Source organism: Stenotrophomonas bentonitica, from assembly GCF_002887735.1.
Lineage (GTDB): Bacteria > Pseudomonadota > Gammaproteobacteria > Xanthomonadales > Xanthomonadaceae > Stenotrophomonas > Stenotrophomonas bentonitica_A.
In genome coordinates this window covers 742391-757445 of record NZ_PKQP01000001.1, presented here as the reverse complement: position 1 = coordinate 757445, position 15055 = coordinate 742391, and the positions used below count along the sequence as shown (strand labels likewise).

At 67.1% G+C, this 15055-nt stretch carries 11 protein-coding genes; 5 read left to right on the top strand and 6 right to left on the bottom strand.

What is annotated here, in order from left to right:
- Positions 1 to 22 precede the first annotated feature (22 nt).
- The 3 genes from sucC (at position 23) to C0R07_RS03295 (ending at position 4061) form a co-directional block, all read left to right on the top strand.
- Positions 23 to 1192, top strand: coding sequence for an ADP-forming succinate--CoA ligase subunit beta (gene sucC, locus C0R07_RS03305; protein WP_019183942.1), 1170 nt, complete (start codon positions 23 to 25; stop codon positions 1190 to 1192).
- 21 nt (positions 1193 to 1213) lie between these two features.
- Complete coding sequence (gene sucD / locus C0R07_RS03300) at positions 1214 to 2089, top strand: succinate--CoA ligase subunit alpha (RefSeq protein WP_019183943.1); 876 nt, start codon at positions 1214 to 1216, stop codon at positions 2087 to 2089.
- Positions 2090 to 2426: 337 nt separating this feature from the next.
- Positions 2427 to 4061, top strand: a complete 1635-nt coding sequence (locus C0R07_RS03295; RefSeq protein WP_102788170.1) for an NAD+ synthase — start codon at positions 2427 to 2429, stop codon at positions 4059 to 4061.
- A 26-nt stretch (positions 4062 to 4087) separates the two neighbouring features.
- On the opposite strand, the gene C0R07_RS03290 is transcribed toward C0R07_RS03295, so the two are convergent.
- Together C0R07_RS03290 and C0R07_RS03285 are read right to left on the bottom strand one after the other, a co-directional pair.
- Positions 4088 to 5308: a lipase family protein gene (locus C0R07_RS03290; RefSeq protein ID WP_102788169.1), complete on the bottom strand. Its 1221-nt coding sequence runs from the start codon at positions 5306 to 5308 to the stop codon at positions 4088 to 4090.
- A 141-nt stretch (positions 5309 to 5449) separates the two neighbouring features.
- On the bottom strand, positions 5450 to 6334 hold the full coding sequence (locus C0R07_RS03285) for an outer membrane protein assembly factor BamD (protein ID WP_026069896.1): 885 nt from the start codon (positions 6332 to 6334) through the stop codon (positions 5450 to 5452).
- A 116-nt stretch (positions 6335 to 6450) separates the two neighbouring features.
- On the opposite strand from C0R07_RS03285, the gene rluD reads away from it, so the two are divergent.
- Both rluD and pgeF read left to right on the top strand, forming a co-directional pair.
- Positions 6451 to 7446: a 23S rRNA pseudouridine(1911/1915/1917) synthase RluD gene (rluD, locus tag C0R07_RS03280; protein ID WP_019183947.1), complete on the top strand. Its 996-nt coding sequence runs from the start codon at positions 6451 to 6453 to the stop codon at positions 7444 to 7446.
- Positions 7446 to 8225, top strand: a complete 780-nt coding sequence (gene pgeF / locus C0R07_RS03275; RefSeq protein ID WP_102788168.1) for a peptidoglycan editing factor PgeF — start codon at positions 7446 to 7448, stop codon at positions 8223 to 8225. The genes rluD and pgeF overlap by 1 nt, the downstream gene beginning before the upstream one ends.
- A gap of 71 nt (positions 8226 to 8296) precedes the next feature.
- On the opposite strand, the gene otsA is transcribed toward pgeF, so the two are convergent.
- From otsA to C0R07_RS03255, 4 genes are all read right to left on the bottom strand, one after another.
- Positions 8297 to 9661, bottom strand: coding sequence for an alpha,alpha-trehalose-phosphate synthase (UDP-forming) (gene otsA / locus C0R07_RS03270; protein WP_019183949.1), 1365 nt, complete (start codon positions 9659 to 9661; stop codon positions 8297 to 8299).
- Positions 9658 to 11439, bottom strand: coding sequence for a glycoside hydrolase family 15 protein (locus C0R07_RS03265; protein ID WP_070471236.1), 1782 nt, complete (start codon positions 11437 to 11439; stop codon positions 9658 to 9660). The genes otsA and C0R07_RS03265 overlap by 4 nt, the downstream gene beginning before the upstream one ends.
- A gap of 86 nt (positions 11440 to 11525) precedes the next feature.
- Positions 11526 to 12284 (bottom strand): trehalose-phosphatase, encoded by a 759-nt coding sequence (gene otsB / locus C0R07_RS03260; protein ID WP_070427450.1) that lies wholly within the window; start codon positions 12282 to 12284, stop codon positions 11526 to 11528.
- A 240-nt stretch (positions 12285 to 12524) separates the two neighbouring features.
- Positions 12525 to 14975 carry a TonB-dependent receptor plug domain-containing protein gene (locus C0R07_RS03255; protein WP_102788167.1) on the bottom strand — a complete coding sequence of 817 codons (2451 nt, stop codon included), beginning with the start codon at positions 14973 to 14975 and terminating at the stop codon, positions 12525 to 12527.
- Positions 14976 to 15055: the final 80 nt, after the last annotated feature.

Genomic DNA, 15055 nt, shown 5'->3' with positions numbered 1-15055 from the left:
GTTCCTATTCCCACGGTGACGCATGAATTTCCACGAATACCAGTCAAAACAGCTGCTTGCCGAGTACGGCATTCCCGTTCCGGCCGGCAAGGTCGCGGCTACCCCGGACGAAGCGGTTGACGCTGCCAACGCCCTGGGCCAGGGCCCCTGGATGGTCAAGGCGCAGATCCACGCTGGCGGCCGCGGCAAGGCTGGCGGCGTCAAGTTCTGCAAGACCACCGACGACGTGAAGGCCGCTGCGGCCAAGATGCTCGGCACCAAGATGGCCACCTACCAGACCGCCGGCGTTGAACTGCCGGTCAACCTGGTGCTGGTGACCACCGCTGGCGAGATCGTCAAGGAACTGTACCTGTCGGTGCTGGTTGACCGTGGCACCAAGACCATCACCTACATCGCCTCTTCGGAAGGCGGTGTGGAGATCGAGCAGGTCGCCGCTGAAACCCCCGAGCTGATCCACTCGCTCAACGTTGATTTCGTTGAAGGCGTGCAGGGTTACCACGGCCGTGATTTCGGCTTCAAGCTGGGCCTGACCGCGAAGCAGGCCGGCCAGTTCGCCAACATCATGGTGAACCTGTACCGCCTCTTCAACGAAAAGGACCTGGCCCTGGTTGAAATCAACCCGCTGGCCATCCTGGACGACGGCAACCTGTACGCGCTGGACGGCAAGTTCGACAGCGACGACAACGCCGCGTTCCGCCAGAAGGCCCTGGTCGCCATGCGCGACAAGACCCAGGAAGATCCGACCGAAGTGATCGCTTCGGAGCTGGACATCAACTACGTCACCATGGACGGCAACATCGGCTGCATGGTCAACGGCGCCGGCCTGGCCATGGCCACCATGGACGTCATCAAGCTCAACGGCGGCGAGCCGGCGAACTTCCTGGACGTGGGCGGCGGTGCGAACAAGCAGCGTGTCATTGAAGCCTTCAAGCTGATCCTGTCCTCGGACAAGGTCGAAGGCATCTTCGTCAACATCTTCGGCGGCATCGTCCGCTGCGACATGATTGCCGAAGGCATCATCGCCGCCGTGAAGGAAGTGGGCGTCAAGGTTCCGGTCGTGGTGCGCCTGGAAGGCACCAACGTGGAAGAAGGCAAGCAGCTGCTGCGCGACAGCGGCATGGCCATCATCCCGGCTGACAACATCAACGATGGCGCCAAGAAGATCGTTGAAGCTGTCAAGAACGCCGCCTGATCCCGACACCAAGGAATTCCCATGTCTGTTTTGATTAACAAGAACACCAAGGTGATCGTGCAGGGCTTCACCGGCCAGCAGGGCACCTTCCACGCCACTCAGATGATCGAGTACGGCACCCAGGTTGTTGGCGGCGTGACCCCCGGCAAGGGCGGCACCACCCACATCGACCTGCCGGTCTTCAACACCGTTGCCGACGCCGTGCAGAGCACCGGCGCCAACGCTTCGGTCATCTACGTGCCGCCGCCGTACGCGGCTGATGCGATCCTGGAAGCGGCGGCTGCCGGCATCCAGGTCATCGTGTGCATCACCGAAGGCATCCCGGTGCTGGACATGCTGCGCGTCAAGAACGTGCTGACCCGTTCGCATCCGGACACCGTGCTGATCGGGCCGAACTGCCCGGGCGTCATCACCCCGGGTGAGTGCAAGATCGGCATCATGCCGGGCCATATCCACCAGCCGGGCAAGATCGGCATCGTGTCGCGTTCGGGCACCCTGACCTATGAAGCGGTCAAGCAGACCACGGAAGTCGGTCTGGGCCAGTCCACCTGCATCGGCATCGGTGGTGACCCGATCAACGGCCTGAACTTCGTCGACTGCCTGAAGCTGTTCAACGAAGATCCGCAGACCGAAGGCATCATCATGGTCGGCGAAATCGGCGGTGACGCTGAAGAAGCCGGTGCCGAGTACATCAAGAACCACGTGAAGAAGCCGGTCGTCGGTTTCATCGCGGGCGCCTCGGCTCCGGCCGGCAAGCGCATGGGCCACGCCGGTGCGATCGCATCGGGCGGCAAGGGCACCGCCGAAGGCAAGTTCGCCGCCATGGAAGCTGCTGGCGTCGTGACCGTCCGTTCGCCGGGCGACCTGGGCGCTGCCATCGCCAAGCTGGTGAAATAAAACGCCGGCCGCACCGCGGCCGACGCGTGGGTAGAGCTGACCGTTGGTCAGCCGCCGGTAGAGCTGACCGTTGGTCAGCTGCCCGTAGAGCTGACCGTTGGTCAGCCGCCGGTAGAGCCGACCGTTGGTCGGCTGCATCAAACAGAAAGGCCGCCTCCGGGCGGCCTTTCTGCGTTCAAGGCAACACCGGGACCGGTAGGTCCCCACGGTTGTTCGGTACGCACACCACGTAGTCCCGGCCGCTGGCCGGCGCCGCATCGTGCTGCCGCCGAATGCGTGGTTGCCGGCCAGCGGCCGGCACTACAATGAGCGCAGTACACCTACAGGCTGGAACCCCATGACGTCGCTCCGCATTGCCCTGGCGCAGTTCGATTTCCCGGTTGGCGCGGTGGCGCAGAACACCGACAACATCGTCGCGATGATCGCCGAGGCGCGCGATGAGTACGGTGCCGAGCTGGTGGTGTTCCCCGAGCTGGCGATCAGCGGCTACCCGCCGGAGGATCTGCTGCTGCGCCCGGGCTTCCTGTACGACTGCCAGCAGGCGCTGGAGCGCATCGCGGCGGCCACCACGGGGATCGCGGCCGTGGTCGGTTGGCCCCAGGCTGCAGGCGCGGTGGTCTACAACGCGGCCAGCGTGCTGCGCGACGGCAAGGTCGAGCACACCTACCGCAAGCGCGAGCTGCCCAACTATGCGGTGTTCGATGAGCGCCGTTATTTCGATGTCGACCCGGACGGCGGCAGCTGCGTGTTCGAACTGAAGGGCGTGCCGGTCGGTGTACTGGTCTGCGAGGACCTGTGGTTCGCCGAACCGCTGGCCGATACCGTCCGCGCCGGCGCGCAGCTGGTGGTCGTGCCCAATGCCTCCCCGTATGAGCGCGGCAAGCACGCCCAGCGCGACGCGCTGCTGGCCGAGCGTACCCGTGAGAGCGGGGCCGCGATCGCCTACCTCAACGTGGTGGGCGGCCAGGACGCGCTGGTGTTCGATGGCGCCTCGGTGGTCGCCGATGGGGATGGCACGGTGCACCCGGCCGCCGCGGCCTTCACCGACCAGTGGCTGGTCGTGGATTACGACGCGGGTGCGCGCCGCTTCCTGCCGCGCGAGTGGATCGACGACGGCGACGAGAGCATGGATGCGCTGGCCTGGCGTGCGGTGACCCGCGGTATCCAGGATTACTGCCGCAAGAACGGTTTCAAGAAGGTCTGGCTCGGCCTGTCCGGCGGCATCGATTCGGCGCTGGTGCTGGCGATGGCGGTGGACGCGCTGGGCGCGGCCAACGTCACCGCGGTGCGGCTGCCGTCGCGCTACACGGCGGACATGTCCAACGACCTGGCGGCCGAACAGTGCCGCGCGCTGGGCGTGACGCTGGAAGCGGTCTCGATCGAGCCGGTGTTCGAAGGCCTGATGGCCGCGCTGGGCCCGATGTTCGAGGGGCAGGCGGCGGATGTGACCGAAGAGAACCTGCAGTCGCGCAGCCGCGGCGTGATCCTGATGGCGCTGTCCAACAAGTTCGGCGGGCTGCTGCTGACCACCGGCAACAAGAGCGAGTATGCGGTCGGCTACGCCACCATCTACGGCGACATGTGCGGTGGCTATGCGCCGCTCAAGGACCTGTACAAGACCGAGGTGTTCGGCCTGTCCAAGTGGCGCAACACCGTAGGCGGTGCGCCTGTGATCCCACCGGCGGTGATTTCCCGCCCGCCCTCGGCCGAGCTGCGCGCCAACCAGACCGACCAGGATTCGCTGCCGGCCTATGACGTGCTGGACGGCATCCTGTACCGCTACGTGGACCAGGAGCAGTCACGCGAGGAGATCGTGGCCGCCGGCTACGCCGCCGAGGTGGTGGACCGTGTGCTGCGCCTGGTGCGCACCAGCGAGTGGAAACGCCACCAGGCAGCCCCGGGGCCGAAGGTCTCGCGCCGGGCGTTCGGGCGTGAGCGTCGGTACCCGATCAGTAACGGGTACAAGGGCTGAGCTGCCTGGCGAGGAGCGATTGCCGGCTACGGTGACGTATCCAGCAACGCTTCCAGTGCGGTGACTTCGTCCAACGCGTTGTAGGCCGGCGCGCCGGCGTCCAGGCGCGCGCGCACGAAGGCGAGGCCATCGGCTGCCGCTGCGTCCAGCGTGCCGCGGTGATCGACCGGGTAGGCGCGGAACGCGACCGGTTCCCCGCGCAGCGCCAGGCCAGCGGCGTACAGAAGCGTGGTGACATAGGGCACATCGCGGTCCTGGCGCCCGTGGCCGAGCATCAATGGCTGGCTGAAGCCGCGCCGTGGCACGCCCAGATAGTCGTGCAGCAGCGTCCAGATGCCAGGCACGGTGTACAGCGGCGCGCTGAACATCTCGCCGGTGTTGGCGCCTTCCAGCAGCGTGCTCAGGGCACCCAGGCAGTGCTGGCGGGCCAGCGCGACGCGCGCGCGCCCGTGTTCGGACAGTACCTGGTCGATGTGTGGCGCAAGCTGCAGCAGACCGTCCAGCAGGTAGGCGTGGTACGCATTGAGCGCGCCGGGATTGGCTGTGAGGTTGTCGGGTTTCATCACCAGTGCGGTCAGTTCCACGGCAGTGGGGGTGCCGGTGGTGAAACTGCCCCGGTACTCCAGCGACGGGCCGCCGTAGCCAGGCCCGATATGGCCGGCGGCGAGCGCGGCCGCCCCTCCCTGGGAGTGGCCCACCGAGACCCAGCGCGGGGCGAGGGTCGCCGGGCCGAGGTACTGACGGCTGGCCTTGATCATGTCGATGGTGTTGCGCGCAGCGGTCCCGACGTGGAGATAGGCATGCTCGCCGGGGCTGCCCAGCCCCTGGTAGTCCGCAGCTGCCACGGCGTAGCCCCGGGCCAGGAACTGGTCGAGGAAGCGGCCATCGCGCTCGGGCTGGAAGGGACCGGAAACCGATGGCGCACAGTGATCGGCAACGCCCTGGGTGCCATGCGCCCAGGAGACGACCGGCCAGCCACCGGGGGGTGCAGTGCCCGCTGGCAGGTACAGAAGCCCCGTGCCTTGGGCCAGGTGGCCGTGGTGGTCGGGGGTGCGATAGCTCAGCTTGTAGGCGTGGGCGGCCCGGGAAGGCACCCAACTGGCCTGATAGGACTCGGCCGAGATGAGATCGCCTGCCTGCGACGGCGCAGTGGAACCGGCTGCACCGGCGGCACCGGCGGCGAGGCCGAGGGTGGCGGAGACGAACACGAGGGATACGGCGCGCAGATGGACGATCTTGAGCATCATGCAGACTCCTTGCGGGCGGGTGTGGCCGTGAGGTGTCAGTCTGAATAGCGCGGATCGTTGGCGCTGAGATGCCAGTCCCAGAAGGAGCGGCTTGGGAAACGTCCCTTGACGGAAAAGGCCCCTTTCGGGGCCTTTTTTTTCTTACTTGCGATTCATCGTGGCGTTGCGTTCGCCGGTACTGGCGGACTTCTCGCCGGCAAACGGGTTCAGCTTGCGGACCATCCACGGATACTTCGGCCAGTTGCCCTGCAGCCAGGGGTGGTCGGGCTGGTTCAGCTCGAGCACGCGGCGGGCATCGTCGGCCAGGGTCTTGTTGCCCAGGCGGGTGTAGGCCTCGCCCAGCGCGGCCACGGCGTCGTACTGGAACGCGCTCTGCGGGTAGTTTTCCAGCAGGAAGTTGGCGCGGCCGGCGGCCGAGACGTAGGCCTCGCGGCGCAGGTAGTACAGGGCGTTGTCCAGCTCGTACTGGGCGAACACGTCGCGCAGGGCGATCATCCGCTGGCGCGCATCGGCGGCGTAGCGGCTGTTGGGGTAGCGCTCGGTGACGATGGTGAAATCGGCATAGGCCTGGCGCGGGCTCGACAGGTCGCGGCGGCTCGGGTCCAGCGACCAGACGCGGCGCAGGAAGACCGTGTCGCGGTTGCCATTGGCCAGGCCGCGCAGGTAGTACATGTAGGCGATGTTGCGGTGGGTCGGGTAGGTACGGATGAAGCGGTCCACGCTGGACACCGCGTCATCGTGCTTGCCGGCCTTGTACTGCGCGTAGGCGCTCTCGATCATGGCCTGCTCGGTGTACGGGCCATACGGGTACTGGGCTACCAGGCGGCGGAAGCTGGCTTCGGCACCGCTCCAGTTCCCCCCTTCCATGAGCTTGTGGCTCTTCTCATAGAGCGTTTCGACCGGCAGGCCTTCATCCGGATTCTTGCCCTTGGTGCCGCGGTGACAGCCGGTGGCGACGAAGAGCAGCACCAGCATCAGGGCGGCGAGGCGGACGGGCGCGGACAGCATAACGGAGCGTCGGATCATGGGGTCAGGGCGGGACGCGGCTGGAATACGAAGGGTCGATGATAGCCTAGTGGCCTGTCCCGCGACTGAAACTGGTCGGCCGGACCCCAAAATTGTCCCTATTGCGGTGTTCCCCCATGTCCGATACCCCTGCTGATTCCGATTCCCCCCGCCAGGCCATCGTGCCCGATACCGCCGCCGGCCGGCGTTTCGACGCGGTCCTGGCCGAGCTGTTCCCCGAATTCTCCCGGTCCAAGCTGACCGAGTGGATCAAGTCCGGGGACGTCCTGCTGGACGGCGACACCGTGCGCGGACGCGACCCGGTGCGCGGCGGCGAGGTGGCCAGCCTGCATGTCGTGCTCGACACCCAGACCCATGCCGAGCCGGAGGACATCCCGCTGGAGGTCCTGTACGAGGACGAGCACGTGTTCGTGATCAACAAGCCGGTCGGCCTGGTGGTCCATCCCGGCGCGGGCAACCCGACCGGTACTCTGGTCAATGCGCTGCTGTTCCGCGACCCCTCGCTGTCGGTGCTGCCGCGCGCGGGCATCGTGCACCGCCTGGACAAGGACACCAGCGGCGTGATGGTGATCGCCCGCACGATCCAGGCGCAGACCGCACTGGTGGAGCAGCTCTCCGCCCGTGAAGTGCACCGCCAGTACCTGGCCGTGGTGGTGGGTGCGCTGGTCTCCGGCGGCACCGCGACCGCCGGCATCGACCGCCACCCGCGCGACCGCATCCGCATGGCCGTGCGCGAAGACGGCAAGGAAGCGATCACGCACTACCGCCTGCGCGAGCGTTTCCGTGCACACACCGCGCTGGAATGCCGCCTGGAAACCGGCCGTACCCACCAGATCCGCGTGCACATGGCGCACCTGCGTCACCCGATCATCGGCGATCAGCTGTATGGCGGTGCGCTGAAGCTGCCCAAGGGCGCCAGCGATGAACTGGTCGCCGAGCTGCGCGGCTTCAAGCGCCAGGCGCTGCACGCTGAAACGCTGGAATTCGTGCACCCGATCACCGGTGAGAAGATCACCAACAGCGCGCCGCCGCCGGCCGACATGCAGGCCCTGCTGCACGCCCTGCGCGAAGACAGCAAGCGCTTCGCCGAGCAGGAACGCAACCGCCGCTGATGGACGCCACCGTGCCCGTGCTGCGCGCCGACTGGCAGGCCCCGAGCGGGGTCCATGCGCTGACCACCCTGCGTTTCGGCGCGGGCGGTTCGGTGGCGCCGTTCGACCAGTTCAACATGGGCAACCGGTACTCGGCCGATGGTGACGACCCGGCGCAGGTGCAGCGCAACCGTGACCTGCTGGTGCCCGGGCTGGGCCTGCCCTCGGCGCCGCATTGGCTGCGCCAGGTGCATGGCACCGGCGTGCGCCGCTTCACCGCGCCGCCGACCGCCGCGGGTGTGGAGGCTGAACCGACCGCCGATGCCGCCGTGACCTCGGTGCCGGGCGTGGTGCTGGCGATTCTCACCGCCGACTGCCTGCCGGTGGTGTTCGCCGCGCGCGATGGCGGTGAGATCGGCGCCGCCCATGCCGGGTGGCGCGGGCTGGCCGATGGGATGCTGGAGGCCACCGTGGCCGCCCTGCAGACCCCGCCCGTGCAGCTGCAGGCGTGGCTGGGGCCGGCCGCCGGGCCGGCGCTGTACGAGATCGGCGAGGACGTGTTCGAGGCCTTCGTGGAGCGCGACGAGGGCGCTGCGGCGGCATTCGTGGCAACACGGCCGGGGCACTGGAAGGTCGACCTGTACGCGTTGGCCCGCCGGCGCCTGCAGGCCGCCGGGCTGGACCCGGCCAGCATCAGTGGCGGGCAGTACTGCACGCTGGCCGATCCGCAGCGGTTCTACTCGCACCGGCGCGACCGCCGCACCGGGCGCATGGCGACCCTGGCGTGGATCGCGGCGTGACCGTCTGAACGATCGTGACGAGCCGGCCAGCGGCCGGCACTACCGTACGCGCGTCCGGTAGCCCGGCGGCATCACCCTTCCAGGGCCTGAAGATACGTCTGCCGCCAATGATTGATGTCGTAGGTGCGCAGGTGGTCCATCATCGCCTGCCAGCGCTCCACGCGCTTCTTCAGCGGCATCGTCGCGGCCGTGGCGATCGCATCGGCCACGCCATCGAGGTCATGTGGATTGACCAGCAGTGCCTGCTTGAGTTCATCGGCAGCGCCGGCCAGCAGTGACAGCACCAGTACGCCCGGATTCTCCGGATCCTGCGAGGCGACGTATTCCTTGGCGACCAGGTTCATGCCGTCGCGCAACGGGGTCACCAGGCCCACCGCCGCCGCCCGGTAGAAGCCGGTCAGGGTGGCATGGGTGAAGTTCTGGTTGACGTAGCGCAGCGGGGTCCAGTCCGGCGCGGCATGCCCGCCGTTGATGTGGCCGGCGATCTGTTCCAGCTGGCCGCGCAGCTGCCGGTACTCGGTGACATCGCCACGGGATACCGGGGCGATCTGCAGATACGTGAGCGAGCCATGCTGGTCCGGGTGGCGTTCCAGATACCGCTCGAAACCCTGGAAGCGTTCGGGCAGGCCCTTGGAGTAGTCCAGCCGGTCCACGCCGATCGCCAGCTGGCGATTGCGCAGGCTGCCGCGCAGGTCCTTGACCGCTGGCTTGTTCGCCCCGGCCTTGGCCTGCCGCGCAATGAACTCGGTATCGATGCCGATCGGGAAGGCCGCGGCGCGGAAGCGTCGGCCACCGGGCGCTTCCAGCTCGCCATCGGGCAGCACCCGGCCGCCACCGAACAGGCGCACGTAGGACTGGAAACGGTCCGCATCGCGCTGGGTCTGGAAGCCGACCAGGTCATAGGCGTACAGGCTGGAGAACAACCGCAGGTGGTCGGGCATGGCCTGCAGCAGGTCCGCCGAGGGCATCGGCACATGCAGGAAGAAGCCGATCCGGCAGCCGATGCCACGCTCGCGCAGCAGCGAGGCGAGTGGGATCAGGTGGTAATCGTGGATCCAGACGATGTCGTCTTCGCGCAGCAGCGGGGCGAGCTTCTCGGCGAACAGCGCGTTGACCCGGCGGTACGTTTCGCGCGTCCCGCGGTCGTAGTCGACCAGGTCCAGCCGGAAGTGCAGCAATGGCCACAGCGTGCGATTGGCGAAGCCGTTGTAGTAGCCGTCCACATCGCGCTTGTTGAGGTCCATGGTGACGTAGCGGATGTCACCGTCCACCTGCTCGTGCAGCGTGCCGCTGTTGTCGCGTACCGACTTGCCGCTCCAGCCGAACCACAGGCCGCCACGTTCCTTGAGCGCGGCGAGCAGGCCGACCGCCAGACCGCCGGCGCGGGATTCACCGGGAACGGCGACCCGGTTGGACACGACGACCAGGCGGCTCATGATGCCTCCTGCCAGCTGCGCGACAGGCGCATGGCGGCGGTGATCAGGCCCACGTGCGAATAGGTCTGCGGGAAGTTGCCCCAGGCCTCGCCATTGTCAAAGGCCAGGTCTTCGGAGAGCAGGCCCAGGTGATTGCGGCGCTCCAGCAGCATCTCGAACATCTCGCGCGCTTCGTCCAGGCGACCGATCGCGGCAAGCGCATCGATGTACCAGAAGGTGCAGATGGTGAAGCTGGTTTCCGGTTCGCCGAAGTCATCCGGCGCCACGTAACGGTACAACGCGTTGCCATGTTTGAGATCGCGGCCGATCGCCTCGACGGTGGCGACAAAGCGTGCGTCGGTGGCGTCGATGAACCCGATGTCGGCCAGCAGCAGCAACGAGGCATCCAGGCGGTGGCCACCGAAGGTATCGGTGAAGTGCCCGAGCGCTTCGCTCCACGAGTCGCGCATGATCCGCGCATGGATGATGTCGGCTCGCTCGCGCCAGTAGGTGGCGCGATCATCCAGCTTCAGTCGCACCGCGATCTTGCACAGGCGGTCGCAGGCGGCCCAGCACATCGCGCTGGTGTAGGTATGCACTTCGGTGCGGCCGCGGAACTCCCACAGCCCGGCATCGGGCACGTCATGCAGGGTGAAGGCCTGCTCGCCGAGCGGCTCCAGCCGCGCGAAGGTGTGTGCATCGCCCGGGTCCTGCAGGCGGCGATCGAAGAACAGCTGCGTGGAGGCGAGCACCACGCTGCCGTAGACATCGTGCTGGCGCTGCACCCAGGCCAGGTTGCCGCGGCGCACCGGCCCCATGCCGCGGTAGCCGGACAGCGAGGGGACTTCGCTTTCTTCCAGCTTGGCCTCGAAGCTGATGCCGTACAGCGGCTGCAGGCTGCCATCGGCGGTGGCCAGGTTGAAGATGTAGCCCAGGAACTGCTCCATAGTGCGCGTGGCGCCGAGGCGGTTGAGCGTACGCACCACGAAGGCGGCATCGCGCAGCCAGCAATAGCGGTAATCCCAGTTGCGGATGCTGCCGGGCGCTTCGGGAATGGAGGTCGTCATCGCGGCGATGATCGCGCCGCTGTCTTCGTACTGGCACAGTTTCAGCGTGATCGCGCTGCGGATCACCGCGTCCTGCCATTCCAGCGGGATGGACAGATAGCGCACCCATTCGCGCCAGTAGTCGCGCGTGCGCTGGAAGGATTCCTGCACGTAGCCGCTGAGCGAACGGTTGAGCGATTCGTCCACGCCCAGTACCAGGTGCACCGGGTGGTTGAGCACGAACGGCAGGCCGTCGCGCACGAAGCGCAGCGGCACATCCGTGGTCAGGCGCAGCACGTGGTCGGGCAGCACCCAGCGGATGTGGTTGCTGCCCCAGGTGGAATCGGGAACGCGCGCGCCCCAGTCGGCCAGTGGCCGGGCGCGCACGATGATGCGCGGGTTGCCGGACAGCGGGCGGACCTGGCGGATCAGGCTGACCGGCCGGTAGAAGCGGTCGTTCTGGCGCCAGCGCGGCGCGAAATCGATGATTTCCAGCGCGCCGCCATGCTTGTCGCGCAGCACGGTGCGCAGGATGGCGGTGTTGGTCAGGTAGCTCTGTTCGCTCTCGACCATGTCCTCCAGCTCGATGCCGAAGTCACCGCCCTCTTGTTGATTGGGGCCAAGCAGGGCGCAGAAGGTGGGGTCGCCGTCGAAGGTCGGCAGGCAGCTCCAGACGACGCGCGCGTGCTTGTCGATCAGCGCGCCGAAGCTGCCATTGCCGACCACGCCCAGATTCAGATCGGGTTCGCTCATGATGCAGGAAGTCTCGTGTCATGCCGCGGCGGCACACCGGTGGGGGAGACCTGCGCGCGGCGTCAGGGGGCCTTGGGGTCAAGGCATCAGTAGGCATTCTCGCGAAGCCAGGCGTGGACGCTGCGTATCGTCGGCAGCGAAAACACCGCATCGCTCGGCTCGCGCGCACCGACCAGCACGCTCCAGCCATGCAGGTCATTGGCCGCGCCGAAGCCGAATTCATCGGTGAGGTCATCGCCGACGAACACCGGCATGCGATCACGGAACGGCGGCTGCAGCATCAGCTGCCGCATCGCACGCCCCTTGTCGCTGCCTTCAGGCAGGAATTCGATTACATGGTCGCCCGGCTGCAGCCGGTAGCCGCCATGCCCGCGGATATGCCGTTCGGCAAACGCACGCACGTCATTGGCGGCATGCGGAGCACCACGCCAATGCAGGGCCAGGCTGCGGCCCTTGTCTTCAACGAGCACGCCGGGGTAGCCGTGCGCGAACCGCATCGCCTGCTGGTGCAGGGCGTGCAGCCACTCACTGGTATCGGCGGAGGGATCACTGCTCTGCGCGCGCTGCTCGTGGTTGCGCAGCTCGTGGCCATGCAGGCCGGCGGCGGGCAGGCTCAGGGGCGCAAACAGCTTGTCCAGCTGCGCCAGCGGTCGGCCGCTGATCAGCGCAACCGCGCCATCCAGGCGGTCGCTGATGCGCCCGATCGCCTCACGCACATCCGGCAGCAGCGCGACCGACTCGGGGTCGTCCGCGAATTCGATAAGGGTGCCATCCACGTCCAGGAACAGCGCACAGGCATCGTCCAGCAGCGGCGGCGGCGGACGTTGGGGGAAGTCGTTGGCCATGGTGACCAACATGCCAGCGTGGATGTGATCGCCAGGTCATGGCATCACCCACGCATCCTCCCGTTCACCACCGGTAGAGCCGACGGTCAGCCGGCTGCACCAACCCGGTAGAGCCGACCGTCGGTCGGCTGCACCAACCCGGTAGAGCCGACCGTTGGTCGGCTGCACAAACCCGTTAGAGCCGACCGTCGGTCGGCTGCGCCAACCCGGTAGAGCCGACCGTTGGTCGGCTGCACCCCGTCAGAACGTATACCGCACGCGCCCGTAGTAATACGCACCATTGCTACCGATCGGTGACAGCACGTCATACGGCAGGTTGCCGAAGTAGCAGATATCGTCGTTGGACAGATCCGAGTAGTTGTCGGTCAGGTTCTGCCCGCCCAGCGCCACGCTCCACTGCGGGGTGATCTTGTATTCCACCTCGGCATCCAGCTGCCACTCGGCCCCGTAGGTCTGGCGCGGAATATAGCCATCACCGAAGTTGAACACGCGGGTGACGCTGCCATAGCGGCTCAGGCGGCTGCTCAGCGACCAGCGATCATCGGCCCAGCTGGCGGCCAGCGCGGCGCGGGTGCGCGGGGTGGCATCGGTCAGCGTATTGGTCTCTTCCACGCCGAACAGCACGTAGTCCGGGTCCAGCGCGAGCAGTCCCGGCGGGGTGGCGAGCACGTTCTTCAGCGTGGTCTTGGTGTAGGCGTAGGTGCCGGTCAGCACCAGCTCGCCATCGCCCAGCGACTGCCGCCAGTTGCTCACCAGTTCCGCGCCGCGGGTGCGGGTATCGGCGGCGTTGACGAAGAAGCTGGCGCTCTGCAGGCCGGCCACGCCGAACTGCTGCTGCACGTAGTCGGTCAGGGCATCACCGGTGATGCTTTCCGACAGTGCGATGCGGTCATCGATGTCGATCTGGAAGAAGTCCAGCGAGACATCGAAGTGCTCGCCGATACGGCTGGTGAAACCCAGGTTGGTGTTGAGCGACTTCTCCGGCTTCAGGTCGGTGGCGCCCAGGCCACGCGCGATCGGATTGTTCACCGACAGCACGCGGCCCTGCACCAGCTGGCCGGCCGCGTTGTAGCCGGTGGACGTGGATTCGTAGCCGATCTGTGCCAGCGACGGGGCACGGAAGTTGTTGGAGATCGCACCGCGCAGCGCGAAGGCCGGCGTGAATTCGTAGCGCAGGCCCAGCTTGCCGGTGAGCTCGCCACCGAAATCATCGCTGTGCTCGTAGCGTGCGGCCAGATCGCTTGAGAAATGCTCACCGAACTGGCTGGACAGGCTGGCGTAGGCGCTGGCGACATCGCGCGAGAGCGAGGTCGCATCCTGCGGGGTCAGGCCACCACCGGCCTGCGAGCCGGTCGGGCGATCGGTGAACGGACCCGCGGCATAACTGGTCGGATCACCCGGGCGGGTCTGGTAGTGGTCGCGGCGCGCTTCCAGGCCCAGGCCAAGGCTGTGGGTGATGCTCTCGCCCTGCGAGAAGACACGGCCGAGGTCGACGTTCGCGACCGTCAGCTCATTGCGGTAATCACCGGTCTTGAACCGGGTCGGGCTGGTCGGGCCCAGCGAGGCGTTGAGCGAGTTGCGCAGGCGGTAGGTGAACGTGTTGATGCCGTAATCCAGGCTCGCATCGTAGTTCCACTCGCCCCACTGGCCCTTCGCGCCGGCCACGGCCTGTACGTCGCGGTTTTCGCCCTCGGAGATCGGGCGGTAGCCGTTCGGGTAGACCTGCGCCCAGTTGGCGTCGCTGTCCGGATAGCGGAAGTAGTTCGCGCCTTCGCTGTCGCGCTGGTTGAAGGTGGCGAAGCTGTAGAACGTGGAGGTTTCACCGAACGGCAGCTGCGCGTTGTACCAGGCGTTCAGGTCCTTGGTCTTGCCATCGCCGAGCACGTAGTTGCGCTTGCCCTGCAGGGCCAGGTTGGTCGGGGTCTGGTCCCACGGCGGGATCTGGTCGAAGCCGGCGCGATTGGTGCCTTCATGATTTTTCAGCTCCAGGCCCACGCGCAGGAAGCCGCCCTCATCGCCCAGGCGGGTGCCGACCTTGGCACTGGCGTAGCTGGTCTGGCCGTCGGTGAGGGTGCGGTCGATCGGCTTGAGGTCGGTGTGGTTGGCGCCGAAGCTCGCTTCGAATGCACCGCCTTCCGGCGCGTCATCCAGGATCACGTTGATCACGCCGGCCACCGCATCGGAGCCGTACAGCGCACCGGCGCCATCGCGCAGCACTTCGATGCGCTTGATCGCGCTGACCGGGATCGCGTTGAAATCGACCGGGGTGGTGCCCTTGCCGATCTTGCTGTCGGTGTTGACCAGGGCGCTGCTGTGGCGGCGCTTGCCGTTGACCAGCACCAGCACCTGATCGGGCGAGAGGCCGCGCAGCTGGGCGGCCCGGATGTGGTCGGCACCGCCGGAGTTGGACTGGCGCGGGAAATTGAACGAGGGCAGCAGCGCCTGCAGGGCGCTGCCCAGCTCGCCATTGACCACGCCGGCCTTGCGGATGTCCTCGGCGGTGAGCACATCCACTGGCGAGGTGGATTCCAGCACGGTCCGGTCAACGGCACGGGTGCCGGTGACGATCACGGTGTCCAGCGTTTTGGCGGTGTTCGGCGCGTCCTGCGCAAGTACGTCCTGGGCGAGCAGGGGGGAGGTAAGGACGAGCGCGATGGCAAGGCCAAGGCGCGACGCGGACGGACGGGACATGCGGACTCCAGCGGGACGACGAGGGGAGGGGCGGGGGGAGGGGGGAGGAGCCGGCGTTGCCGATCCAAGGTCGGCACTAC